This window comes from Bacteroides sp. 2201st1_D9_2201SCRN_220225 (assembly GCF_040928965.1).
Taxonomy (GTDB): domain Bacteria; phylum Bacteroidota; class Bacteroidia; order Bacteroidales; family Bacteroidaceae; genus Bacteroides; species Bacteroides stercoris.
Window position 1 is genome coordinate 1 of record NZ_JBCODG010000052.1, and the last position, 24,945, is coordinate 24,945.

At 46.6% G+C, this 24,945-nt stretch carries 22 protein-coding genes and 1 pseudogene; 9 read left to right on the forward strand and 14 right to left on the reverse strand.

The window, feature by feature from the left end:
• The coding region (locus tag AB5903_RS15575; RefSeq protein WP_368118008.1) for a 1-acyl-sn-glycerol-3-phosphate acyltransferase at window positions 1-872 on the forward strand (872 nt) is incomplete at its 5' end.
• Between the two features lie 49 nt (window positions 873-921).
• Window positions 922-1,608: a NigD-like C-terminal domain-containing protein gene (locus AB5903_RS15580; protein WP_272710676.1), complete on the forward strand. Its 687-nt coding sequence runs from the start codon at window positions 922-924 to the stop codon at window positions 1,606-1,608.
• A gap of 87 nt (window positions 1,609-1,695) precedes the next feature.
• Here the strand turns inward: AB5903_RS15580 and AB5903_RS15585 are convergent, their stop codons facing one another.
• Entirely contained in the window at window positions 1,696-2,481 is a 786-nt protein-coding gene (locus AB5903_RS15585; protein ID WP_005656353.1) for a DeoR/GlpR family DNA-binding transcription regulator, read from the reverse strand.
• 326 nt (window positions 2,482-2,807) lie between these two features.
• Between AB5903_RS15585 and glpA the strand changes: the two genes are divergently transcribed.
• From glpA to AB5903_RS15620, 7 genes are all read left to right on the forward strand, one after another.
• Window positions 2,808-4,412, forward strand: a complete 1,605-nt coding sequence (glpA, locus tag AB5903_RS15590; RefSeq protein ID WP_016661154.1) for an anaerobic glycerol-3-phosphate dehydrogenase subunit A — start codon at window positions 2,808-2,810, stop codon at window positions 4,410-4,412.
• Window positions 4,413-4,423: 11 nt separating this feature from the next.
• Window positions 4,424-5,668, forward strand: coding sequence for a glycerol-3-phosphate dehydrogenase subunit GlpB (glpB, locus tag AB5903_RS15595; RefSeq protein WP_272710675.1), 1,245 nt, complete (start codon window positions 4,424-4,426; stop codon window positions 5,666-5,668).
• A gap of 4 nt (window positions 5,669-5,672) precedes the next feature.
• Entirely contained in the window at window positions 5,673-6,926 is a 1,254-nt protein-coding gene (glpC, locus tag AB5903_RS15600) for an anaerobic glycerol-3-phosphate dehydrogenase subunit GlpC (RefSeq protein WP_060385601.1), read from the forward strand.
• Between the two features lie 24 nt (window positions 6,927-6,950).
• Complete coding sequence (gene pgtP, locus AB5903_RS15605; protein ID WP_005656362.1) at window positions 6,951-8,348, forward strand: phosphoglycerate transporter protein PgtP; 1,398 nt, start codon at window positions 6,951-6,953, stop codon at window positions 8,346-8,348.
• 57 nt (window positions 8,349-8,405) lie between these two features.
• A complete protein-coding gene (locus AB5903_RS15610) occupies window positions 8,406-9,818 on the forward strand; it encodes a glycerophosphodiester phosphodiesterase family protein (protein WP_005656364.1) in 1,413 nt (470 codons plus the stop codon).
• 33 nt (window positions 9,819-9,851) lie between these two features.
• Complete coding sequence (locus AB5903_RS15615) at window positions 9,852-11,195, forward strand: porin (protein WP_005656365.1); 1,344 nt, start codon at window positions 9,852-9,854, stop codon at window positions 11,193-11,195.
• A gap of 198 nt (window positions 11,196-11,393) precedes the next feature.
• On the forward strand, window positions 11,394-11,780 hold the full coding sequence (locus tag AB5903_RS15620) for a rhodanese-like domain-containing protein (protein WP_016661162.1): 387 nt from the start codon (window positions 11,394-11,396) through the stop codon (window positions 11,778-11,780).
• 357 nt (window positions 11,781-12,137) lie between these two features.
• On the opposite strand, the gene AB5903_RS15625 is transcribed toward AB5903_RS15620, so the two are convergent.
• From AB5903_RS15625 to AB5903_RS15685, 13 genes and pseudogenes are all read right to left on the reverse strand, one after another.
• Window positions 12,138-13,091 (reverse strand): N-acetylornithine carbamoyltransferase, encoded by a 954-nt coding sequence (locus AB5903_RS15625; RefSeq protein ID WP_005656370.1) that lies wholly within the window; start codon window positions 13,089-13,091, stop codon window positions 12,138-12,140.
• Between the two features lie 39 nt (window positions 13,092-13,130).
• Window positions 13,131-14,378 carry a glutamate-5-semialdehyde dehydrogenase gene (locus AB5903_RS15630; RefSeq protein WP_272710674.1) on the reverse strand — a complete coding sequence of 416 codons (1,248 nt, stop codon included), beginning with the start codon at window positions 14,376-14,378 and terminating at the stop codon, window positions 13,131-13,133.
• A gap of 63 nt (window positions 14,379-14,441) precedes the next feature.
• Window positions 14,442-15,566: a glutamate 5-kinase gene (gene proB / locus AB5903_RS15635; RefSeq protein ID WP_272710673.1), complete on the reverse strand. Its 1,125-nt coding sequence runs from the start codon at window positions 15,564-15,566 to the stop codon at window positions 14,442-14,444.
• A 28-nt stretch (window positions 15,567-15,594) separates the two neighbouring features.
• A complete protein-coding gene (locus AB5903_RS15640) occupies window positions 15,595-15,834 on the reverse strand; it encodes a DUF2007-related protein (RefSeq protein WP_016661165.1) in 240 nt (79 codons plus the stop codon).
• An 80-nt stretch (window positions 15,835-15,914) separates the two neighbouring features.
• Window positions 15,915-16,754, reverse strand: a complete 840-nt coding sequence (gene murI / locus AB5903_RS15645; protein WP_005656378.1) for a glutamate racemase — start codon at window positions 16,752-16,754, stop codon at window positions 15,915-15,917.
• Between the two features lie 140 nt (window positions 16,755-16,894).
• Window positions 16,895-17,863, reverse strand: coding sequence for a YncE family protein (locus AB5903_RS15650; protein WP_272710672.1), 969 nt, complete (start codon window positions 17,861-17,863; stop codon window positions 16,895-16,897).
• 21 nt (window positions 17,864-17,884) lie between these two features.
• Window positions 17,885-19,060 carry a porin gene (locus AB5903_RS15655; protein ID WP_005656382.1) on the reverse strand — a complete coding sequence of 392 codons (1,176 nt, stop codon included), beginning with the start codon at window positions 19,058-19,060 and terminating at the stop codon, window positions 17,885-17,887.
• 33 nt (window positions 19,061-19,093) lie between these two features.
• Window positions 19,094-20,071 (reverse strand): HAD family phosphatase, encoded by a 978-nt coding sequence (locus AB5903_RS15660; protein ID WP_117902125.1) that lies wholly within the window; start codon window positions 20,069-20,071, stop codon window positions 19,094-19,096.
• Window positions 20,072-20,102: 31 nt separating this feature from the next.
• Window positions 20,103-20,270: pseudogene (gene glpT / locus AB5903_RS15665) on the reverse strand (glycerol-3-phosphate transporter); the annotation flags it as partial.
• Between the two features lie 115 nt (window positions 20,271-20,385).
• Window positions 20,386-20,892, reverse strand: a complete 507-nt coding sequence (locus AB5903_RS15670; RefSeq protein WP_005652863.1) for an OmpH family outer membrane protein — start codon at window positions 20,890-20,892, stop codon at window positions 20,386-20,388.
• Window positions 20,893-20,949: 57 nt separating this feature from the next.
• Window positions 20,950-21,465: an OmpH family outer membrane protein gene (locus AB5903_RS15675; RefSeq protein ID WP_005652861.1), complete on the reverse strand. Its 516-nt coding sequence runs from the start codon at window positions 21,463-21,465 to the stop codon at window positions 20,950-20,952.
• Between the two features lie 25 nt (window positions 21,466-21,490).
• Entirely contained in the window at window positions 21,491-24,130 is a 2,640-nt protein-coding gene (gene bamA, locus AB5903_RS15680) for an outer membrane protein assembly factor BamA (protein ID WP_005652859.1), read from the reverse strand.
• A gap of 52 nt (window positions 24,131-24,182) precedes the next feature.
• Window positions 24,183-24,917, reverse strand: a complete 735-nt coding sequence (locus AB5903_RS15685) for an isoprenyl transferase (RefSeq protein WP_117665989.1) — start codon at window positions 24,915-24,917, stop codon at window positions 24,183-24,185.
• Between the last annotated feature and the right edge of the window lie 28 nt (window positions 24,918-24,945).

Here is a 24,945-nt window from a genome sequence, read left to right on the forward strand (position 1 = left end):
ATACCTATGTCTCCAATCATCGGGACATTATTCTCGACTCCGGTTTTTTGTCTGTTCTCCTGGTGGAACAGGGATTGGACACCGTGGAAATCGCTATCGGTGACAATCTGCTGATTTACCCCTGGATCAAGAAACTGGTGCGCATCAACAAATGTTTCACCGTACAGCGCGCGCTGACCATGCGCCAGATGCTGGAATCGTCCATACGGATGTCCCGCTATATGCACTACACCATTGCGGAGAAAAAACAGTCTATCTGGATTGCCCAGCGCGAAGGGCGTGCAAAAGATTCCAATGACGTTACGCAGGACAGCGTTCTGAAGATGCTGGCAATGGGGGGCGACGGAGACATTATCACCAATCTTCAGGAATTGAATATCGTTCCGCTCTCCATTTCGTACGAATACGACCCTTGCGACTATCTGAAAGCGCAGGAGTTCCAACTGAAACGCGACATACCCGACTATAAGAAAACCACGGATGATGACTTGCTGAACATGCAGACCGGACTTTTGGGATATAAGGGCCGCGTCTGTTTCCGTATGGCATCCTGTATCAATGAGGATTTGGGCGAACTGGAGCGGACATTGCCGAAACCGGAGCTGTTCGTAGCCATATCTGCTTTGATTGACAAGCGTATCCATGCTAACTACCGTATTTTTGCCACCAATTACGTGGCTCACGATTTGCTGTATAAGGAAGAACGCTTCGTAGAGCATTATACCGCAGAGGATAAGAAGCGTTTTATAAGTTATATCGACGGACAGTTGGAACGTATCACCCTTCCCAATAAGGATGTGGACTTCCTGCGTGAGAAGCTGCTGCTGATGTATGCCAATCCGCTGACGAATTATCTGGCTGCAACCAAATGATGTTTTTGCCGTGCGCCGGAGTGGAATTGTAACAGTTTGCGTGGTAAGTATGAAAAAACATTGCTGTAGTCTGCTTGTCGTCCTGCTGTCGTGTCTGCTGGCATCGTGCGGAGACGATGATTACCGCTATCCTTCCGTGAAGCAGGATTTCCTGACTGCATTTTCCGGAATGGACGGGCGGCTGGAATCGGTGCTGACCGATGAAGGTGAGCGGCTTCGGATTGTTGAAGGCGCATCGGGGCTGCGTGTAAGTGCGGACACGGCCATTCGCATCGTTGCCAATTACGAGACATTGGCAATCGGGGACGGCGATGTTGCGGGCGCAAAGCTGTATGCTTTGCTGCAAACGGTTTCTCCCGTGCCACTGGCTGCCGCGGAGTTTGAGGAGGGCGTGAAAACAGAACCTTCGGAGATACAGAGTATCTGGCGGGGGTATGATTATCTGAATATTATAGTAAAGGTAAAACAGCAGGGCAAGCATTTTTTCCATTTTGTGGAGGATGAGGCTGTTGTGGATGAAAACAGCGGACGTGTCAAGGTGCGGTTGACTTTGTATCACGAGGTAAGCAGCAGTGTGCAGGATTATGGCAAGCGTGCTTATCTGTCCGTCCCTTTAAAGCAATATATGACTGAAGGCGTGCGGGGGGTGGATGTCCGGTTTAGGATTTATACTTATTCCGGCTGTTTTAAGACTTATGTTTTGGACGAAGCGGGGCTTCGTGTAGAGGAAGGTTGATTTTATACATTATATATAGATAAGAAAGTGTATCAAAGTGGGGCGGGATTTATATGCCGGTTCTTTGATACACTTTCTTGTCTATATTCAGATGCTGTTGTGATGAACGCTGTCGGCAATTGTCACTTCAATGCCCATTTCCTCCAGGCGTAAAGCGGTGGAAGGCGGGATGCGTGAGTCGGTAATGATGTGGTCTACATCTTCCATATCGGCAATCTTGCTGAAACCTCTCCGTCCGAACTTGGAGGAATCCGCAAGCACTATCGTTTTCTGGGCAGTCTGCATCATTACGCGGTTGAGGCTCGCTTCCATCATATTGGTAGTGGTGATGCCGAAGTCGAGGTCGATGCCGTCTACGCCGATAAACAGCTTGCTGCACGAAAAGTCTGCCAATATGTTTTCTGCATATTTCCCTACCACGGACAGACTGCTGTGCCGCAATATGCCGCCGAGTTGAATAATATAGATGTTCTTTTCGCTTGCCAGGATATTCGATACTTCCATGGAAGCGGTAATAACGGTCAGTTCATCTGCCGGAACGATGCTGCGGGCAAGTGCGTGCATGGTTGTTCCCGATGCTATCAATATGGAATCTTTGGGAGTGATGAGGCTGGCGGCTTTCATTCCAATCAGTCTCTTTTCTTCGACATACAGCTTTTCTTTCTCACTGACGTTCCGGTTGTCGATGTAAGGGTCTATCAAAATAGCCTTTCCGTGGTTTCGGTACAGTTTCTTTTCTCTTTCGAGGTCTGTTAAATCCTTACGTATCGTAACTGACGAAACATTGAGGTGTGTGGCTAAATCTGTTACCAAAATAGAATTATGCTGTATCAACAACTCCAGTATGATAGATTGTCTCTCTTCTTTTGTCATAATAGGCTTTAAATAGTATTCAATGCGCTAATATAGCTGAAAAAAACAGTATAAAGAAACTCAGAATGCTAAGAAATGATAAAATGTTTGTCCGATAATATTCCCTTTTGAAACGTAAGTATAATCTGTGCTTACAGGTATGAAACTTCTTGCCTGAAGATTTTTTTTCTGTTATTCAGTGAAAAAACAGCGAAAAAGTTTCGTAGTTATAAAAATAGCTTTTATATTTGTTGCGAAATGAAACCTTGTTTGTTTTGATAAGAAAGCAGCGGTGCTGTTATACTAATCTTGAAAATCAAACTGCGTTAACTAATATTATAAGAGACATGATACTTAATAGCGAGATTAACGAATTTGACGTCATCATTGTTGGCGGAGGCGCAACCGGAGCAGGTACGGCAAGAGATTGCGCTTTGCGCGGAATGCGCGTTTTGCTTGTTGAACGCTTTGATTTTGCTGCCGGCGCCACCGGACGAAACCACGGTTTGCTTCACAGCGGCGCCCGTTATGCAGTGACCGATAGAGAATCGGCAGCCGAATGTATTAAAGAGAATATGATTCTCCGGAAGATAGCACGCCATTGCGTAGAGGAAAACGGAGGTCTGTTTATCTCTCTTCCGGAAGACGACCTTTCATATCAAAACTTATTTGTAGAATCGTGCCGGGCAGCGGGTATCGATGCACAGGTAATCGACCCTGCAGAGGCGAGGTTGATAGAACCTTCGGTAAATCCTGCGATAATAGGTGCAGTGAAAGTGCCCGACGGTTCGATAGACCCTTTCAGGCTGACGCTGGCAAATGTCATCGACGCCAAGGCTCACGGTGCGAAAGTGCTGGTGTATCACGAAGTGACCGCATTGATTCAAGAGCAGGGAAGAGTTGTAGGAGTCACGGTACTTAATCATAAAACAAAAACCGAACATAATTATTACGCACCTCTGACTATAAACGCGGGTGGTATTTGGGGACATGGCATTGCTGCAAAAGCAGGCATAAGGGTGGACATGTTCCCGGCAAAAGGCTCGTTATTGATTTTTGGGCATCGAATCAATAATGTAGTGCTTAACCGTTGTCGTAAACCGGCCAATGCAGATATTCTTGTTCCTGGAGATACAATCTGCTTGATTGGAACGACTTCCAGCCGTGTGGGATTTGATGAGGTGGATGATGTGCGGGTTACACCGGAAGAGGTGGATTTGCTGTTGTCGGAGGGCGAGAAGTTGGCTCCTGCTCTGGCTACAACCCGTATTTTGCGTGCATACGCCGGCGTTCGCCCGCTGGTGGCTGCCGATAATGACCCTTCCGGCCGTAATATCAGCCGCGGCATCGTGTTGTTGGATCACGAAGTGCGCGATGGTGTTCCGGGATTCGTAACTATCACGGGCGGAAAACTGATGACATACCGGCTGATGGCGGAGTGGGCCACAGACCTGGCTTGCAAGAAGCTTGGCATCGACAAGCCTTGCATTACAATGAACGAACCCCTTCCCGGTTCGCGCATGGAAGAGGACCGTTCGGGGGGCAAGCAGGTGGTGGCGGAACAACCAAAACGTTCTTCGGTAGGCCGTCACGGTGAAATGGCTGCCAGGATTGCATCGGAAAGCAAGTACGATAACAGCCTGGTTTGCGAATGTGAGGATGTGACCGTAGGTGAAGTGAACTATGCCGTGAACGAACTTGATGTGCACAACCTGATAGACCTGCGCCGCCGCACACGTGTCGGCATGGGTACGTGTCAGGGGGAACTCTGTGCCTGTCGTGCGGCAGGATTGCTGGGCGAGGCGCATAATTGCTCCCAAAAGGCGAAAGAGGATTTGGCTTCGTTCCTGAACGAACGCTGGAAAGGATTGTATCCTGTGGCATGGGGCGAGGCGCTGCGCGAAAGCGAATATACCCAGTGGATATATGGTGGAGTTTGTGGAATGGAATAAAATGAATAAAGATGAAATTTGATACTTTAATAGTAGGTGGGGGGCTTGCCGGTCTGACGTGTGGCATCCGTTTGCAGAAGAATGGCGTGAAGTGTGCTATCATTTCCACCGGACAAAGTGCGTTGCATTTTTCTTCCGGTTCATTCGATTTGCTCAACGAACTGGCCGACGGGACAAAGGTGGATAATCCGCTTGCGGCTGCCGGCAGGGTTGGCGCAAATCACCCCTACGCCAAGCTGGACGGTAAGTTTGCATATTATGTCCGTGAGGCGAAACAGTTGTTCCTTGATTGCGGTATTGAAGTGAACGGTGATGCGGAACGTAATCATTTGCGTATAACTCCGATGGGCACGTTGAAGCCGACGTGGCTGACGTTCTCCGACTTCACGCAACTTTCATCGCCCCATGATATAGCAGGCAAGAAAGTGCTGGTGGTCAATATAGCCGGATTTCTTGACTTCAATACGAAATTTGTAGCCGACAGTTTTGAGAAGTGCGGTGCTGAATGCCGTATATCTTCTATCAATCTTCCCGAACTGGAAAGATTGCGGATTAGCCCGACGGAAATGCGTTCCACCAATATTGCCAGGGTTCTGGAGAATGACAAAACGCTTGAGACTTTAATCAGGGAGTTGGCCGGAAAGGTATCCGGCTTCGACAGCGTTGCTTTGCCGGCTGTATTCGGACTGTCGTCTGCCGCACCGGTAAGAAAGCTGAAAGAAGCGTTGGACATTCCGGTATGGCTGATTCCGACAATGCCGCCCTCTGTGCCGGGCATCCGTGCACAGCAACAGCTACGCCGTTCTTTTGAAGCGCTGGGCGGAGTCTATATGCTGGGCGATACGGTAGTGAAAGCCGACTTCAAAGGCAATAGAGTGCAGGCGGTATATTCCGTCAATCATGGAGATATCTCGTTTGTGGCGGAAAACTTCGTGCTTGCTTCCGGCAGCTATTTCAGCAATGGACTGGTGGCGCGGCCGGACAGTGTTATCGAACCGGTTTTTGGCAGTGATGTGGATTTTACGGCGGGCCGCGACAGTTGGTATGACAAATCGTTCTTCAACAAGCAGAATTATATGGCGTTCGGTGTGGCCACCGACGACAAGTTGCGGATAAAGATTAAGGGTGAAGTACAGCAGAACCTGTTTGCAGCAGGTTCGGTACTGAGCGGCTCTAATACGATACATGAAGGTTGCGGTGCCGGTGTTTCCATGCTTACGGCATTGTTTGTAGCGGATAACTTAATAAAAGGATGACGTCATGAATATGCAGCAGAATAATATAAGCGAAAACAATTTTGAGCAATGTATCAAGTGTACGGTCTGTACGGTATATTGTCCGGTTATTCCGGTGAATCCCGAGTATCCCGGTCCGAAGCAGGCCGGTCCGGATGAGGAGCGTCTTCGCTTGAAGAGAGGCGAATACTTTGATGAGGCGTTGAAATATTGTCTGAACTGTAAACGCTGTGAAGTGGCCTGCCCGTCGAATGTGAAGATTGGCGACATTATCCAGTTGGCGCGTATCAAATACAGCAAGAAGAAACCGGCATTGCGCGATATTATGCTGGCAAATACGGATTTCGTAGGAACCATGGCATCTGCCTTTGCTCCCGTTGTGAATACCACATTATCTCTGAAGCCGGTGAAAATGGTAATGGACGGAGTCCTGAAGATAGACCATCACCGTGTGTTCCCGAAGTATTCTTCCCAGACATTCGAGAGCTGGTTCAAAAAGAATGCGATGGCTTCGCAGGATAATTACAAGAAGCATGTAAGTTTTTTCCACGGCTGTTACATCAACTATAATTTCCCTCAGTTGGGCAAAGATATGGTAAGCGTGCTTAATGCAATAGGCTATGGAGTGCATTTGCTTGAAAAGGAGAAGTGCTGCGGAGTGGCTTTGATTTCCAACGGCTTGATCAATCAGGCACGTAAGCAGGCTGAGGCAAATCTCCGTTCAGTCCGTAAGTCGGTCTTTGAGGATAAGCGTCCGGTCATCGGAGCTTCATCGACTTGTATTTTCACGATGCGCGACGAATACCCGCATCTGCTTGGCATTGACAATGCGGACGTACGCGACAGCATAGAACTGGCTACCCGGTTCATATTCCGTCTGCTCGAAGAGGGAAACGTAAAACTGAAATTCCGTGATGACGTGAAGATGAAGATTGCCTATCATACTCCTTGCCACATGGAAAAGCTCGGTTGGGCGTACTATTCCATCGCTTTGTTGCGCAGTATTCCCAATATAAACCTTACCGTGCTCAATTCCCAATGTTGCGGAATTGCGGGTACATACGGCTTTAAAAAGGAGAATTACGAAACATCGCAGGGAATCGGCGCTTCGCTGTTCCGACAGATAGAAGAAGTGGCTGCCGACTTTGTCGCTACCGATTGCGAAACTTGCAAATGGCAGATTGAAATGTCCACTCCGGCAAAGGTGAAGCATCCCATTTCGATACTGGCAGAAGCGCTCGACCTGGAAGCAACCCGTAAATTAAACAGTGATAAATAATATTATTCTTAAAATCGTAGTACTATGTGGAATTTTTTAGCACCACCTGCTCATAAGCAGGAATTACCGGCAGAGAAGATTGATTCGGCGTATAAGAGTTACCGTTGGCAAGTCTTCCTGGGTATATTTATCGGTTACGCAGGTTTTTATATCGTGCGTAAGAACTTCTCGATGGCCATTCCGGAACTTGCCCAGTTTGGTTTTGAAAAGGGCGAACTGAGTATCGTTCTCTCTATGAATGCCGTAGCTTATGCTTTGTCCAAGTTCCTGATGGGAAGCGTGTCCGACCGCAGTAACGCACGTGTATTTCTTCCGTTAGGATTGGTTTTGGCTGCCGTGTCCATGATGTTTATGATTGTGCCGGTACAGTTCTTCGGTCCGGAACAGAAATCACTGGCCATTATCGTAATGGCTGTTTTAAACTTCCTGGTAGGTTGGTTCAACGGTATGGGATGGCCTCCTTGCGGACGTGTCATGACCCACTGGTTTTCGGTGACCGAACGCGGAACGATGATGTCCATCTGGAACTGTGCCCATAACGTGGGCGGTGCATTGGTCGGCCCGATGGCAGTTTACGGTGCGTTGTGGTTCGGTTCCTGGTTCTATGGTGCCGACGCATCCCGTTACTTCCTCATCGGTACGTATGTATTCCCGGCAGCGGTGGCTATTCTTGTAGCGTTGGTGGCATATTGCCTGATTCGCGATACCCCTCAGTCTTGCGGGCTTCCCACTATTGAGAAATACCGTAACGACTATCCTAAAAACTATAGCGAGAAGCAGGAAGAAGTGCTTACCGCAAAGGAGATTTTCTTCAAACACGTATTCAACAACAAGATGCTTTGGTACATTGCTATTGCCAATGCTTTTGTCTACATGGTACGTTACGGATGTCTCGACTGGGCTCCTACTTTCCTGAAAGAAGCTCAGGGATATGATATCAAGCAAGCCGGCTGGGCATACTTTGCCTATGAATTTGCTGCAATCCCCGGAACATTGGTTTGCGGCTGGTTGAGTGACAAAGTATTTAAAGGCGGACGCGCAATGACTACTATCATCTTTATGGCTATCGTTGCCTTGTTCATCTTCCTTTATTGGCAGTTCTCCGATAACTATATAGTCGTAACCTTGTCTCTGATTGCTATCGGTTTCTTTATCTACGGACCGGTAATGCTGATCGGTGTTCAGGCGCTCGACCTTGCTCCCAAGAATGCCGCAGGTACGGCTGCCGGACTTACCGGGTTCTTCGGGTACTTCTTCGGAACTGCCATTCTTGCCAACGTCGTTCTCGGCTACGTAGCCGAAATGGCAGGCTGGGATTGGACGTTCATACTGCTGCTTATAGCTTGTGCCTTGTCAATTATTCTGATGTCCTTTACCTATAAGGACGAAAAGGCATTGCTTGCAGAAAGAAACAAAAAATAATCTTTTTAAGATAATATAGAATGACATTAAACCAGTATTTACCTTAAAAATTGAACTATGTCGAAGAATCCAATCAAATTAAGTGCAACCTTGTTAGGTATGGCCTTAGTAGCTTTCACTTCCTGTGAAGATCAAGATTTTACAGATGTGAATAACGATGCAACACGTGTTGAAGTAAACACAATCTCTGCCGAAATGGCAAAAGTGCGCGACTACGTACCCCCTTATGCTGTAATGGCTCACCGCGGTTCTACTTTCTGGGCTCCGGAAGAAACGGAATCGGCCTGGCGCTGGGCACGCGAAATGGGTGCGGACTACCTCGAATCCGACCTTCAGTGTACGAAGGACGGTGTTATCCTTGCCAATCACGATGACAACCTGAAGCGTACCACTAATATTGAAAATGTATATAGCGAACTGGTTCCGGCAACCCGTAAGGCGTTCTATATGCGTCATGGAATGAGTGAGGCGGAAGCCGAAAAACTTGTAGAAGCCGATAAAGCAAGTTTCCGTCCTTACTATGCAATGTCTTACATGTATGAGGAGTTGCTTGCACTCGATGCCGGCAGTTGGTTTAACGAAACAAGCATTGAGCAGGCTCGTGAGTCGTTTTCCGAACAACACCAGTATATCTCGGCTCTTGAAGACCAAATCCGTTACGCTGAAGGAAAAATGCTGAAGCGTGATGTTAACGGTGAACGCATATACACTGTTACCGGTACTTGGAATCCGGATAAACCCCGCGACTGTCTGACCTATAAATTTGAATATGTGGATGATCCGCAGGATACAGGCAACCGTCCGGGTGTCTATATTGAATTCAAAGAGTCTTGGCTGAACCCTTCGGACTTTGAAAAGCGCGTTTACAATAAACTTGACGAACTTGGTTGGAACATCATTACCAAACCTTGCGACGGCGAACCGTTCTATAAGAATAATAAAGTAAATGTCGGTAATACCAACGGTAAGGTCATTCTCCAGACATTCTCTCTCGAAAGCCTTCGCCGTACGGCAGAAGAATTCAAAGGCAAAATTCCTATGTGCTTCCTGTTGTGGGAGGGTAACGGTGCTACCGACCTGAAACACGATACTCCTCAGGGTTATGCTTCTTTCATTAATCTCGGTTTGGAATACAAGGCTCATATCATCGGTCCTTGCATCGCAGGCGCTCCCAACGACTATCCGGAAATGAACGCTCCGTGGCAGGCCTATCTTATCAAGAAATCCGGTATGCTCAACCATCCGTACTCATTCGATTCTTATGCGCAAATGGGAAAATATTTCGGTCAGTACAACTGGGGAAATACCGTACAATATGATGAGCTCCTGCATGGCATCTATGGCGACGGTCTGTTTACCAACCGTTCTGAAATGAGCTTGAAATACTTAATTGACAACGGTCTGCGTAAGGCTCCGGCTCCTCAGACAGTGCCGGATGCTGTTGAAACACTTAAGAGACTTGGTTACTAATTAATTTATTAACACTAATACAGATTATATTATATGAAAAAGTATATTTTAATGCCGGTATTGGCTGCATTGTCACTGTCAGGATCGGTTGCCCAAGCCCAGGACTTTGATAATAAGCCGGTTGTTAATGTAAGCAACTCCAAGGAGAATCTGAACTTTACGATTGGCGCACGTTTTATGATGGACGGTGCATACTATCATTCGGATTTCACTCCGGTGAAATCGGGAGCTGCTATTACCGATGCGCGCATCCGTACCTCTATGAGCTATGAAGACTGGTACTTCTATGCCGATTTCGACTTTTCCAAAGGCAAGTTCTCACAGAAGAATATCTTCCTGCAATACTCGCTGGAAGGTGTAAAAGGTACTCATCGCTTTAAAGCCGGTTATTACAACAATCCGGCATCCATGGCAAACAATACCAGCCGCGGAAGCCTGCACTTCATTTCCCGCTCGGCGGCAGCCAACGCTTTCTCACCGTCACGTGAGCTGGGTTTGAGTTATATTTTCTACAACAACCACTTCTTCGCCAATCAGGGTGTATTTGCCGAGAACAAGTACAACGACCAGCCGTCGGGATATCAGGGCATGTCATTCGGCGGCCGTTGGGTATGGCGTCCCATTAATAACGAAGACAGAACATTCCACGTAGGAGCAGCTTTCCGTTATGCCAATATCGCTACGGGTGTGGTGGAGAACAACGTATTGAAAACAGAACTGGATCTCGGTTCTTCATTGGAAACTTACGTAGATGCTACTCAGGACTTCCTGTCTGCCAAACTGCCGTGGGCGAAGAATGTATTTGATGTAGGTGCTGAATTCTTATACAAGACAGATAACTTCTTTACCCGTGGTGAATATATGTACAAACATGTTACCAAAGAACGTGACGACCAGGCATTGTTCGAAGCTAATCTGGGTTCTATCGACTCTTGGGGCTCACTCGAAGCATGGCAGAAAGGTAATCCGCTTGGTGAGAACTCTTTCCACGGAGCTTATATCGAAGCCGGTTATAAAATCTTCGGCGATCCGTATCAATACAGCAATTCCGATGCTTTGTTGAAAGGCTTGAACGGAAGAGCGCTTGAAGTGGTTGCCCGTTATAGTTATACCGGTCTGAATGACCTCGTTGAAGGCGAGAAATATATTCCCGGACGCGACCAATACTATCCCAACGGTATATTGGCAGACTATCCGGCTACATCATTAAGTGTCGGTGGCGGTAACATGCACTCCGCTACTTTGGGTGTAAACTACTCTTTCAACAAGTTTGCCCAAGTAATGTTGAGCTACACTTACAATCGTCTTGACCGTGACAAGTTCCAATATGACAAGAACTTCCACGTGCTCCAGGCCCGTCTGATGTTCCAATTCTGATTGTGTGCATTTGTTTATAATAATGGTTAGTGAGCCTCTGTAATGAGGTAAAAACAAGAAAGGGGATGCAGTGAAAAGCATCCTCTTTTTTGTTGTACAGAGGTGTAGGTGCAGATATTTCCCGGTATGGGCGGCATAATAAACGAAAAAGTTATAACTTTGATTGCATTTTTAATTCAGACTAAAATAAGTAGACTTATGAAAGTATTCTTTGCGGGCATTTGCCTGTTCTTCTCCACTCTCTTCTCATGTCAGCAGAAAGGAGAGGATTTCGAATCCGTCTCGGCGGACGAGTTTGCCACATTGATAGCAGATTCCGACATTCAGCGATTGGATGTACGTACGGTTGCCGAATATTCGGAAGAGCATATTCCGGGCAGTATCAATATCAATGTGCTGGACGAACAGTTTGCTGCCATTGCGGATTCTACACTTCAAAAAGATAAACCGATAGCTCTTTATTGCCGCAGCGGAAAGCGTAGTAAGAAAGCCGCCGCTATTTTGAGCCGGAAAGGGTATAAGGTTTATGAGCTCGACAAGGGCTTTATCGGGTGGAAAGAGGCCGGAAAGGAAACGGAGAAATAGTTTCTTTTAATTCTGATTCTGTCCCCCTTACCGACACATAGCACTGACCGAGCTGCCGTTTTGCAGAAAGGAGCTTGTGTGAGTGCTGGCAAATATAAAGAACAGTGCTGGCAAATCCTTGGCCGGTATGCTGTGTTTTATTCTTCGGGCACATGTAAAATGTCGTTATGCTTATAGTAAAACTTCGTTTTGCAGTTGCGGGCTGCCCGGTTGCCAATTGCGGGCCCGACAGCCCGCAGCTGGAAACTATTCGTCCCGCAATTGCGGGACGAAAAAAAACATAAGGCATACTAAGGTTTTGTATCGTATATAAGCGTATTATCTATGAGAGATACGGAGATTACGATAAAATGGTATTTATAACCCTTCTATCAGGCGTTTCAACACGACTGTCGCAGAAATCTCTCGGTTGGCAGCTTCCGGTATTACGATGGATTGCGGGCTTTCAATCACGTCGTCCGTTACAATCATGTTGCGTCGTACCGGCAGGCAGTGCATGAAATAGGCATTGTTGGTTACGGCCATTTGGCGGTCGCTCACGGTCCAGTCGCGGTCTTTGCTCAGTATTTGTCCGTAGTTGTCGCCGGTATAGGCAGCCCAGTTCTTGGCATATACGAAGTCCGCACCTTCAAAGGCTTTCATCTGGTCGTATTCCACACGGGCATTGCCCACGAATTTCGGGTCGAGCTCATAACCTTCAGGGTGGGTAATGACAAAGTCATAATCCGTGGCGTTCATCCATTCCGCGAAGGAGTTGGGAACAGCCTGCGGCAACGGACGGGGATGCGGAGCCCATGTCATGACGACTTTGGGACGTGCCGTTTTCTTATATTCCTCAATAGTAATGAGGTCTGCAAAACTTTGCAGCGGATGGCGCGTGGCGGCTTCCATGGAGAATACCGGCCGGCCGGAGTATTTGATAAACTGGTTCAGTATTACTTCGTTGTAATCGTATTCGCGGTCTTCGAAGCGGGCGAAGGAACGCACACCGATTACGTCGCAGTAGCAACCCATTACGGGGATAGCTTCCAGCAGGTGTTCAGGCTTGTCGCCATCCATGATGACGCCGCGTTCGGTTTCCAGCTTCCATGCTCCCTGGTTGATGTCCAATACAATGACATTCATGCCCAGGTTCAGAGCGGCTTTTTGGGTGCTGAGGCGGGTACGCAGACTTGAGTTGAAGAATATCATCATCAGTGTCTTATTACGTCCCAGCTCTACATATTTGAAACGGTCTTTTTTGATTTCGAATGCTTCGTCCAGTGCAGTTTTCAGATTGCCGATATCCTGCACACAAGTAAAGTTCTTCATATTTTTTTAGCGATTAGTGATTAGCGATTAAGCGTTAATTTACTTTCTTATCTGTCCTTCTCCTTCAATAATCCACTTGTACGTGGTGATTTCCTCTAAAGCCATAGGCCCACGAGCATGCAACTTCTGTGTGCTGATGCCGATTTCCGCACCCAGTCCGAACTGTGCGCCGTCTGTAAAGGAAGTCGGGGCGTTGACGTAGACGCAGGCGGCATCTACTTCGCGGCAGAACCAGTCGGCATGTTCTTTGTCTTCGGTTACGATACATTCGCTGTGTTTGGAACCATACTGCTGTATGTGTGCTATGGCACTGTCCATGCCTTCAACGACTTTTACAGCCAGTTTGTAGTCCAGAAATTCCGTACCGAAATCCTCTTCCGTGGCTTCTTTCAGCAGTTCCGCCGGATAGTGGCCTTGCAAAGAGGCGTATGCAAGTGTATCTGCGTAGATAATCACATTGCTTTCCTGCAGCGGTGCACAGAGGGCGGGCAGGTCTTTCATGCGGTCGCCGTCTACGAGCAGGCAGTCCAAAGCATTGCATACGCTGACGCGGCGCGTCTTGGCGTTGTTGACGATGGCGGCTCCTTTCTTTACATCTCCGTAACGGTCGAAGAAGGTGTGGCATATGCCTGCACCGGTTTCTATCACCGGGATGGTGGCATTCTGACGGACAAAGTTAATGAGGTTGCTGCTGCCGCGCGGGATAATCAAATCGACATAACCGTTGGCATGCAGTAATGCTGCGGTGGCTTCACGGTTGGAAGGAAGCAGCTCCACAACGTGCAGGTCTACTTCAAACTGTTTCAGAACGTCGTGTATCACGCTGATAATGGCGCGGTTGGAAGCGTCTGCATCACTTCCGCCTTTTAGTATGCAGGCATTGCCGCTCTTTAGGCAGAGCGAGAATACATCGAAACTGACGTTGGGGCGTGCTTCGTAGATGATGCCGATTACTCCGAAAGGAACGCTTACACGTTTTATCTTCAGTCCGTTGGGCATTACTGCCTGCTTTTGTACGCGCCCTACCGGTGAGGGTAGCTTGGCTACCTTGCGGATATCGTCTGCAATTCCCTTCAGGCGGTCTGCCGTCAGCTTCAAGCGGTCGTACTTCGGATTAGAGATGTCCATGCGGTCCAGGTCTTTCCGGTTCTCGGCAAGGATAAAGTCTGTCCTTTTCTCGGCTGCATCTGCAACGGCCAGTAATATCTGGTTAATCTTTTCGTCGTTCAGCGCCAAAAGCTTGCGACTGGCATACTGTACGGCGGAAAAGGTCTTGTTTAAATCCATTTTCAGTGATTTATTAATTGATACTTCTGCAAATGTAGTGATTATAATCGGTATTAACCGGACTTATTCTATATAAAGATAGTCATAGTGCACTACAGGTTTCTTGCCGTGCTTTCCCATAGCCTCGCGAGCCTGCTCCGAACTGCAATTGGCTTTGCCTACGCCTATCGGATTTCCTTCAAAGTCTATGATGCGCACAATGTCGTCCTTCTCGAACTCACCCCGCACATCGGTGATGCCTATGGGAAGGATGCTGACTGCCTTGTCGGATGCAAGTACTTTTGTGGCGCAATCGTCGATGTGCAGTTCGCCTTTGGCAAACCCTTCACTGTGGGCTATCCACTTCTTTACGCTGGATACAGGCTGGGGAGCGGGAATGAAGCGGGTGTAAGTTAGTTGAGAACCGAGAGCAGGGGACTGAACATCGGGGAACAGGGCGGGGAGTTCCTGATGCAGCAGGTCTACCAGGATATTGTCGCGCTTGCCGTTGGCGATGATAACGGTAATTCCTTCATCGGCCACTTTACGGGCAATATTGGTTTTGGTGAGCATGCCGCCGCGTCCGAAGCTGGATTTGGAAGTCTGTATGTAAGAGGACAGGTCTTTGCCGTGCTCTATCTCACGGATGACTTCCGATGCAGGGTCGGCAGGCGAGCCGTTGTAGATGCCGTCGATATTGCTGAGGATAATCAGGACTTGCGCATCCATCATGGAAGCTATCAGTCCGGAGAGCTCGTCATTATCGGTGAACATCAGTTCGCTGACGGAAATGGTATCGTTCTCGTTGACAATGGGAATCACTCCGTTTTCCAGCATTACGGTCATGCAGTTTTTCTGGTTGAGATAGTGGCGGCGGGTAGCGAAGTTCTCTTTCATGGTGAGCACCTGCCCCACAGGGATACCGTGTTCACGGAATAGTTCGTAATAACGGTTGATGAGTTTGGCTTGCCCCACGGCAGAGAACAGTTGGCGCTGGTCTACGCTATCCAGCTTCTTGGCGGGGTGTATCTCGCTTCTTCCCGAAGCAACGGCTCCGGAAGAAACGAGAATGATTTCCACGCCTGCTTTATGCAGCTCCGCCACTTGGTCTACAAGGGCGGACATGCGGGTTACGTCCAATGTGCCGTCACGGCGTGTCAATACATTACTGCCTATTTTGACAGCAATTCTCGTTAGTTGTTGTTCCATATTTGTGTGTTTCCCGATGCGGGAAGATTTAATCTCCGTCTTCTTTCTTTTCGTATGAGCGAACCACTTCCATGGCTGCTTCATAATTCGCTTCATTGACGAGTACTGCTACATCGACTGCTGTCTCGGGCAGGACAATGTTTACTACCATCCCGTCTTTTAAGGTTGATTCGATGCCATTGTTTTCCAGCAAACTTTTTACAAGTTCGGCTTCCCAAAGCGATCCGTTGAATACTTCGACGAGCTTGCTTTTATCTTCTTCTTTCATAGCGGTATGAATTTAGAGTTCTTGTCCTACAAATATAACAAGTTTTTTCGATTTAATGTTTAATACCGGACAATTTATGCCTATAGCTCGATGCGCTGCACCGTTACCGCTTCATTCAGGAAGATAGAGGCAGATTCGGTGAATTTGTCTTCCGCTTCGGTGGTATAGTAACTGCATTTGCCGTTCTGGGTACATTGGGCGTCTATTTCGGGATGGCGGTGGAGATAGTCTTTCAAACTGTCGGCCACTAATTTGCCTTGTGATACTATCGTGATACTCTCCGGCATATATTTCCGGATTTTGGGTAGCAGTATCGGATAGTGCGTACAACCCAAGATGGCGGTGTCTATCTCCCGGTCTTTGGCAAGGAGTTCATTTATGTATTTGCGGACGAAGTAATCCGTTCCGTCGCCTTGTGCTTCATTGTTCTCTACAAGTGACACCCATAGCGGACAGGCTTCTCCGCTGACTTTGATGTCGGGGAACAGTTTATGTATCTCCAACGGATAGGATTCGGACTTGATAGTTCCGCCTGTAGCAAGTACTCCAACGTGGCGGCTGCGAGTTATATTGCCGATGCATTCCACGGTAGGGCGGATAACGCCTAATACACGGCGTGCCGGGTCAAGGTGCGGCAGGTCGTTTATCTGTATGCTGCGCAGAGCTTTGGCGGATGCTGTATTGCAGGCAAGGATTACAAGGTGGCAACCCATCTCGAACAGTTTGGTAACTGCCTGCAATGTAAACTCGTAGACGACTTCAAAAGAACGCGTTCCGTAAGGGGCACGGGCATTATCGCCCAAATAGATATAGTCGTATTCCGGTAAGGCTTCCCGTATTTTACTTAAAATAGTAAGCCCGCCGTATCCAGAATCGAATACACCGATAGGGCCGGGAGTGGAAGGTAGTTTTTGTTTCATACAATCTTTCTGACGCTAAGAGTATAGTGTGCAGCAAAGATAGTGTAAATTGTGAGGATAGGGCACGGATTGTACGGGATTTTACGAACAGAAGAATTGATTTTGTAAGTCATTCAGTATAATTCGTGCCCTTAGGATATTTATTTAATCTTTTCGTAGATGTAGAGTTCATGAATTTCTCCCTTATAGCCTTCTTCAGTGAATGGACCTTGAGACATACCCAAAATAATTTGAGTGCCGCGGTTGTTCAATACAACGAGGTCGTCGTTCACAGGGTCAATGGAGAGACCTTCTATCTCACCGGCACGACGGAAGTCGCTCATCTCCCGGAACAGTTCAACCTTTCCGGCTTTAGCACCGGCTGCAATACTACCCTTGCGTGTCACTACTTTTCCGCTTTTGTCCAGTTTTACGCTGAAAGGAGTGTCTCGTACAGGTTCTACTCCTTCTTTCAGTCCAGTATAGGGTACTTCGGTGATGTCAGCGATATAAATATTATCGGGTATCTGATAAAGTGATTCACCGTCATCTGATGTGAAAAGCATTTTACCGTCGGCAATGAAGATGCCCTGACACCAATAAGGAGTGGGACGACATTGCATTTTGGTATAGTACTTGCCGGTTTCAAGGCTGTAGCAATATACATAGCGGCTGTCTACCCAGTCGGACATCCATACTATGTTCTTGTCACGGTCTACTGCCAGACCGGAAACTTCTACCTGACCTGATTCAGGACACCAGGGTAGGTCTCTTTTCCATTTCAATGTTTCAGCATCGTATACCGATACTGCAATATTGTAACCGCGGCCGTATTCGAATTTTTCTACACCGCAGTAGATTTCACCATTATAGACGTCAATATCACCGAAGTGATTGGCTATTTCCGGGTGCTGAAACGGCTGGTCATTCTTCATCAACATATTGCCTTCTTTATCGTACTTGTAAAGGACTTTAGTATCCGATACGTAATAGTAGTCCTTGTCTACGGCAATTCCTTGGCGTCCGGCTACAGGAATCACTTTCTTCAAACGGTATTCACTGCCTAAATGCTGTGCATTTACAGACATTGCACCCATAACGAGTGCCAATAAAACAAATAACTTTTTCATGATAGTATGATTTTTATATGTTTAAAAATAGAAAACGCCCATTAGTTGAATTTGATCGGAGCCTCGCTTACCGTTGTTGCTTATTTCTTTTGCTTTGTCGGTATAGAAAGAGTGACAATAGTTAGCTTGTATCTTCACATGATTGCAAGGATTGTAAGTGAGCCCCAAAAGAATACGGTCATAATTGTTCAGGCTGCTGTCGTTTACCTTATCACGATAGAAATCATAACGTACTACCGGCAGGAACTTACCTGCATGCCAACCTGCCAAAGCGTAGAAACCATCTTCTTTGATTATGTCGCGTCCGTCTTTGCTACTTCCTATGTGCCCGTATTCCGCACGCAGGTCGAGCCCTTTGGGGTCGTTGTACCAAGCACCTACGATGACGCGATTCATAGGTTGGTAATTAAATGATTCATCATTGACTGTTCCTTTGTATTCTCCCCAATTGTAGGAAGCTTTTATATTGAAGAATTTTGTAGGACGGAAAGTCAGAGCAGCTACGATGTCTTTAGACTTATTGTTATCGTCTTTCATAGGCAGATGTCCGTTGGATAATGACAGGTTATAACTTAAACGGCTGAATCCTCTTGCTTCGTCTGTAAACAAGTCGCCGAATGCCATTATACCAAGGTCACGTCCATAATCTACAAAGTCATAACCTATAGCATTGCGGCAAACCATGCGATAGCAGATGTTTGAGAAGTCGACAGTTTCCAATGTTGAAGGGGAGAGATCGTAATTCTCATAACCGAGTGGCAGATAGTACTGGCCGACACGTACTTGGAATGCTTTTGAAATTTTAGCAGTGACAAAAGCATCCATTACTTGTAAGTTCTTCTGTCCATTTCCATTGGTAGAACCCGCAATGCCGTTAAAAGCCTCAATTTGTAAACGGAAAGACACGTTTTTAACTACATTTCCATCCATAATCAAACGGAGACGTTTTGCTTGGAATGATGATGATCCGTCACCTACTGAGTTGTAGTTCCAGCCGGTTTGAAGATAGCCGGAGAGCTTAGGCAGTTTTTCCAAAACTTTTTCCCATTTTGTAGGTTCAGACTCTTCGGTAGCTGCGGCTACTGATTCAGTCACTGTTGTTGTCGTTGCAGTTTCCGGAACTGACTCTGCAAATGCGAAATTTGATACCAGCATGGTACCGCTCAAAAAGAGCGCACTGATGATTTTCTGTTTCATGTCATAATAGATTTAATGTGAATAATGTCCCTCTTATTGAGGATTTGATTTGTTTGTTCTGATTTTCCAACTTTCTGTATGAAATTTTATTTCAGGGTTTGGAATATCGTTACATTTCACGATGACCGCTCCCTCTTTTTCCCAATATTGCTTGACTGTATATCCGTTCATCGGGCCATCTTCTTTCCCTCGTATGGTCGTGTCATCCGGATTTACAACAATTTTCAATCCGCACGATTGGTTCAGCATGTCCATGTCTCCACGGCTATTCCCGCCGACTATAAGCGGCCGTGCCTTAATAAATGTGGGAATTACATTCGCTTTGCCGTCATCTTGTGGAATAGGCATAATTATCTCATCTGTCAATCTTCCGTTAGCTACAACAGATTTGACTCCGAGAATTTGTGTATCGGGCAACCCTAACTCTTCAGCAAGGAATTTCTGATAGAGGAATTCTGGAGATGCAGTAAGTATCCATACTTCAAAACCGTATTCTTTCAGATTAGCAATCAGTTGTTTCATTTCGGGATAGAATTTTCCTTGGTATGAATCAAGGTAGCATTCATAACCCATATCCATGATTTCAGCAGGAGTCATACCTGCCAAAAAATGAACGCGGTCTTCTACATAGGCTTTGCCTACGTTATTACCGTCTTTTACCATACGGTTCAGTATAGCAATTTTGCTTTTTGCTTGCGGATCGTTTCTATCCTTGTAGTTTTTATCGGCATAACGATACAAGGCTTCATCTGCAAGATAATAGGGAACCTGCCCGATAACTGTTCCGTCACCATCGAATACTGCTACTTTACGGTTATTCATTGTGAGTGTTGTATTCAAAAAACTTTCAATTCTATTGTTGACCTCATCCGACCAACCTGCTATTTTACGATAAGTTTGTGAAAAAACAGATGTAGGGTAACTGGTCGCTAACAGAATTACAAATAGAAATTGATGAATAAGAAATGTTTTCTTATCTCTTTTGCTTGGGGTGGAATTCAATTCTTTCATTTTTGTTTTCTTATTTTGTAGTACTGTATTGTTACTTTCTTGCAGCTTTTTCTTCTTTGTATGTGAATGATGTGAAAACAATGGATAGGGCGCAGGCTATTATCAGCAGTATGAACGTCCAATCCCAGCCTGCCATTTCGGCTACGTAACCGAGAACGACGTTGGCAAGAATGGCGGTTCCGAAGAAGTACCCGAAGAACTTGGTACAAAATAAGAGGAGCAGAGGGGATATAAAAAAAAGGTTAAGCCGTTGCTGGCTTAACCTTTTCGATGAATTCCTCGTTTAGAGGTATGCGGTTTGTTTGATACCGGTGTTATTTGATGCCGAGTTGCGTTTTAACTTTGGCAGTTACATCTACACTCTGTGCACCTACATAAGGTATCGGAGTACGGGCCAGGTCGAAGATATATACTACACCCTCAGCCTTACCTACAGCCTGGATAGCTTCGTCCAGCTTTTTATAGATAGGAGTCATGGCATCCTGCTGTGCCTTTTGCATAGACTGATATGCTTCCTGTTGGAACTGTTCTTGGCGTTGTGCCATGTCCTGCAGTTCTTTCTGACGTCTTTCTGCAATGTTTTTCGGAAGTGAGTCGGCTTGTGCCAAGAATTCCTGATATTTCTTATTGAACTCTTCCTGGGTACGTTGCATTTCTGTTTGGTACTCTTTAGACATAGCATCCAGGTCGGCTTGTGCTTTTGTGTATTCCGGCATGGTGACAATTACTTCTTGAGAGTTCATGTGAGCGAATTTAGTTTGCGCCATAGCTCCCAGGGGGAGGGCAAACATAACTACGAGCAGTGCGATTTTTTTAAGCATAATATTTACTATTTATTTTGGATGATAATTCTTTGTATAGGCTGCAAATGTATGAAATTAATTTGAATATCCTAATTTTGCAAGCACTTCATTGCTTATGTCAATACTCGGAGAGGCAAAGATGATGCTTGATGCGGATGCGCGATCCACTACTACCGCATAACCTTTCTGTGTGGAGATTTCCTTTACAGCTTCATAGATTTCATCTTGGATGGGCTGCATCAGCGCTTCACGCTTTTTGAAAAGTTCGCCTTCCGGACCGAAGTATTTGCGGCGCAGTTCGGCTGCGGATTTCTCTTTGGCAACAATCTCTTCTTCTTTCTTTGTCTTTTGTGCATCGGAAAGAGTTTTGACGGATGCCTGGTAGCTGTCGTACAAGCTCTTGGCTTCTTTACCCAGCTTCTCGACTTCGTTTTGCCACTGTTTGGACACTTGGTTCAATTCATTGCTCGCACTTTGATAGGCAGGGATATTCTTTAGGATATATTCCATGTCGATCAGGGCGAATTTCTGTGCATTGGCTGTAATGCCTGCGGCAAACAGCAGAAACATGATTAATAAACTCTTTCTCATAATGTTCTGGTTTTAGTTAAACAAATTAGAACTCTTGTCCCAGGATGAAGTGGAACTGGCTGCCGCCGTATTGCTTGGAACCGAGTACCTTGTCGAAACCGTAGGCCCAGTCGATACCCATCATACCAATCATAGGCAGGAAGATGCGGACACCGACACCGGCAGAACGTTTCAAATCAAACGGGTTGAACTTGTTTACGTCGTGCCAGGCGTTACCGGCTTCAACGAAAGTTAACGCATAAATACTGGTACTTGTTTCCAGCATCAGCGGATATCTTAATTCCAAACCGAGACGTGCGTATGCATAACCTTCGTAGCCATAAGGAGTAAGAGAGCTGTTCTCATATCCACGCAAGGCGACACTTTCGGTTGCATAGCTGGAATATCCTGTCATACCGTCGCCACCTACGTCAAAGGTTTCAAACGGAGATTTCTTGTATTTGTTGTAGTGTCCCAGCAGACCGAATTCTACGCGTCCCATCAGCACCGGAGTGCGTTTTACGGCGATAGGGTCCATCAACGGGATGTATACTTTGGATTTGAATTTCCACTTGTGGTATTCTATCCATTTGTGCATCTTGTTCATATCATCCTGATTGCTGGTACTGTACTTGCTGTAATCTGTACCGTCGAACAGGGAGTAGGGCGGTGTCAGTTGTGCCGACAGCGAGAATTCGGAACCCTGGCGCGGATAGATAGGATTGTCGATAGAACTGCGCGACAAGGTGAGGTTTATACTCAGGTTGTTACACTTACCGTTGGTAACGGGGAAGTATTGCCAGTCGCTCAGAATATAACGCTGGTAGGACAATTCTGCCGTAAATTGGAAGTAGTCATCCGGCCATTTCAAACGCTTACCGAACATTACAGCCAATCCCCACATCTGGATGGACTTGTCGGGGTCGTAATAGTTTTCATAATTGTTATAGTTGCCATAGTTGTACATACCATAACCGTACATGCCGCTATAGTAGCTGTTGTAATAACTGTTCATGTACGCATCGTTATAGTAACGGCTGCTGATATCCGTCTGGCGGGAGTAGAATGCAGATACGGAGAATGCATTCGGACGTTTGCCGCCGAACCACGGATCGTAGAACGATACGCTGTATGACTGATAGTATTTGGCATTGGTCTGGCCGCTGATAGTCAGTGTCTGGCCGTCACCCTGCGGCAGGATACCGCGGTAGTTCTCACCCGGATGCAACAGGTTGGCAACGGAGAAGTTGGTGAACTTCAGACTCAGTTTACCGATAATACCTGTCTGTCCCCAACCGGCAGAGAACTCTACCTGGTCGTTCGCTTTGGAGACGAGGTCATAACCTATATCCACTGTACCGTCTTCCGGTTTGGGCTGGATATCCGGTTGGATTTGTTCGGGGTCAAAGTGTCCCATTTGCTGGATTTCACGCATGGAACGCATCAGGTCTTCACGGCTGAAAAGCTGTCCCGGACGGGTACGAAGCTCACGGCGGACTACGTTTTCATACAAACGGTCGTTACCGTTGATGCTGACTTTATTGATAGTAGCCTGACGGCCTTCGAAGATACGCATTTCCAGGTCGATGGAGTCACCTACGATATTTACTTCCACGGGGTCGAGCGAGTAGAAGAGGTAACCGTTGTTGTAGTAGAGGTTGCCGATAGCGTCTTCATCTGTACTGGTACGCTCTTCCAGCAGCTTCTGATTGTAGACGTCGCCCTTCTTCATACGGAGCAGGAAATTCAGTTGTTCGGAAGGATAGAGGGTGTTACCTACCCACGTTACATTGCGCAAGTAGTATTTCTGTCCTTCTTCGATTTCCATGAAGATATCCACCGTACGGTCGTCATAAGACTTGATGCTGTCTTTTACAATCATGGCATCACGATAACCCAATTCGTTGTATTTGTCTATAATCAGTTGCTTGTCGGCTTCAAAATTTTCTTCAACAAACTTTTTGGTACGGAAAAGGTTGAGCAGTTTACCTTTTTCATTCGTTTTCTTCATCACACGTTTCAGCTTCTTGGTTGTGATGGCCTGATTACCGGTGATTGTAATCTGATGTACCTTTACTTTTTCCTTTTTGTCGATATTGATATCTACCAGGACTTGGTTCTCGTTGTTGGGATCATCCTTTTGCGTGATGATGATGTCGGCATTCTTGAAACCCTTATCGTCAAAGTAGCGCTTAATCAACGTTTTGGCGCGGTCTATCAGGTTGGGGGTAATCTGGTTTCCTTTAATCAGACCTACCCGGGCTTCCAAATCTTCACGTTCCGACTTCTTTACACCGTGATAGCGAATATCGGAAACGCGGGGGCGCATCGTCAGGTGGATTGTAAGCCAAATCCGGTCGCCCTCGATTTTATCCGCAGTAACTTGCACATCGGAGAACAACCCGTGACGCCAGTAGCGTTTGCAGGCTTGCGTTATTTCATCACCGGGCACGGTAATTGTCTGGCCTTTTGATAATCCGGATAAACCGATGATTACATAGTCTTCATAATTCTTGGCTCCAACTACCTTAATATCCGCTATTTCATATTTCTTGGGTGTTCCCGAATAAAGAATAACCGGTTTTTCGGTTTCATCGGTATTGCTGGTGTCCTGTGCCGAGCTGGTCAGTACACAGCTAAAGAGGCAGATAAACGTTACGAGTATGGAGGAAATACGATAGTACATTTTTTTATTTACTATATTTACGATTTACTATTTACAATTTGTGTTTGTCCGGTCAGCGGATTTGTTCGCTGGTTTTTCCGAACCTGCGTTCACGCTTCTGATAGTCGTGGATGGCTTTGTGAAGTTCCGCTTCACGGAAGTCAGGCCAGTAGGTGTCGCAGAAATAAAGTTCCGAGTAGGCACATTGCCAGAGCAGGTAGTTGCTCAAGCGGATTTCTCCGCCCGTACGTATCAATAAATCCGGATCGGGCATGAAGTCGGTGGCAAGATATTGGGACAACAGGGTGCTGTCAATCTGTTCGGGAGTCAGTTCGCCTTTTTGCACTAAGACTGCAAGGCGGCGGGCGGCTGCCGTTATTTCCCAGCGGGACGAGTAGCTGATTGCCAGTACCAGAGACATCCCAGTATTATTTGCGGTATGTGCTATACAGGTTTCCAAACGTTCCCGCACATTGTCGGGCAGCTTGGTCAGATCTCCGATAACCCGGAAACTGATGTTGTTTTTCATGAATGTTTCCTCTTCGATAGAGTCGAACAGAAGCGCCATCAATGCAGCGACTTCATTAGAGGGGCGATTCCAGTTTTCGGTGGAGAACGTATATAAAGTCAGATATTTGATGCCTAATTTAGACGCTTCTTCTGCAATGACATGCACTGTCTCGGCGCCGGCCTGGTGTCCATAGCTGCGCTCTTGTCCGCGCAACTTTGCCCAACGTCCGTTGCCGTCCATGATAATTGCCACGTGTTGTGGAATCCGGCTTAAATCAAGTTCTTCTTTATTTAGCATCTTTTTATACTTACATCTCTTGTCTTGG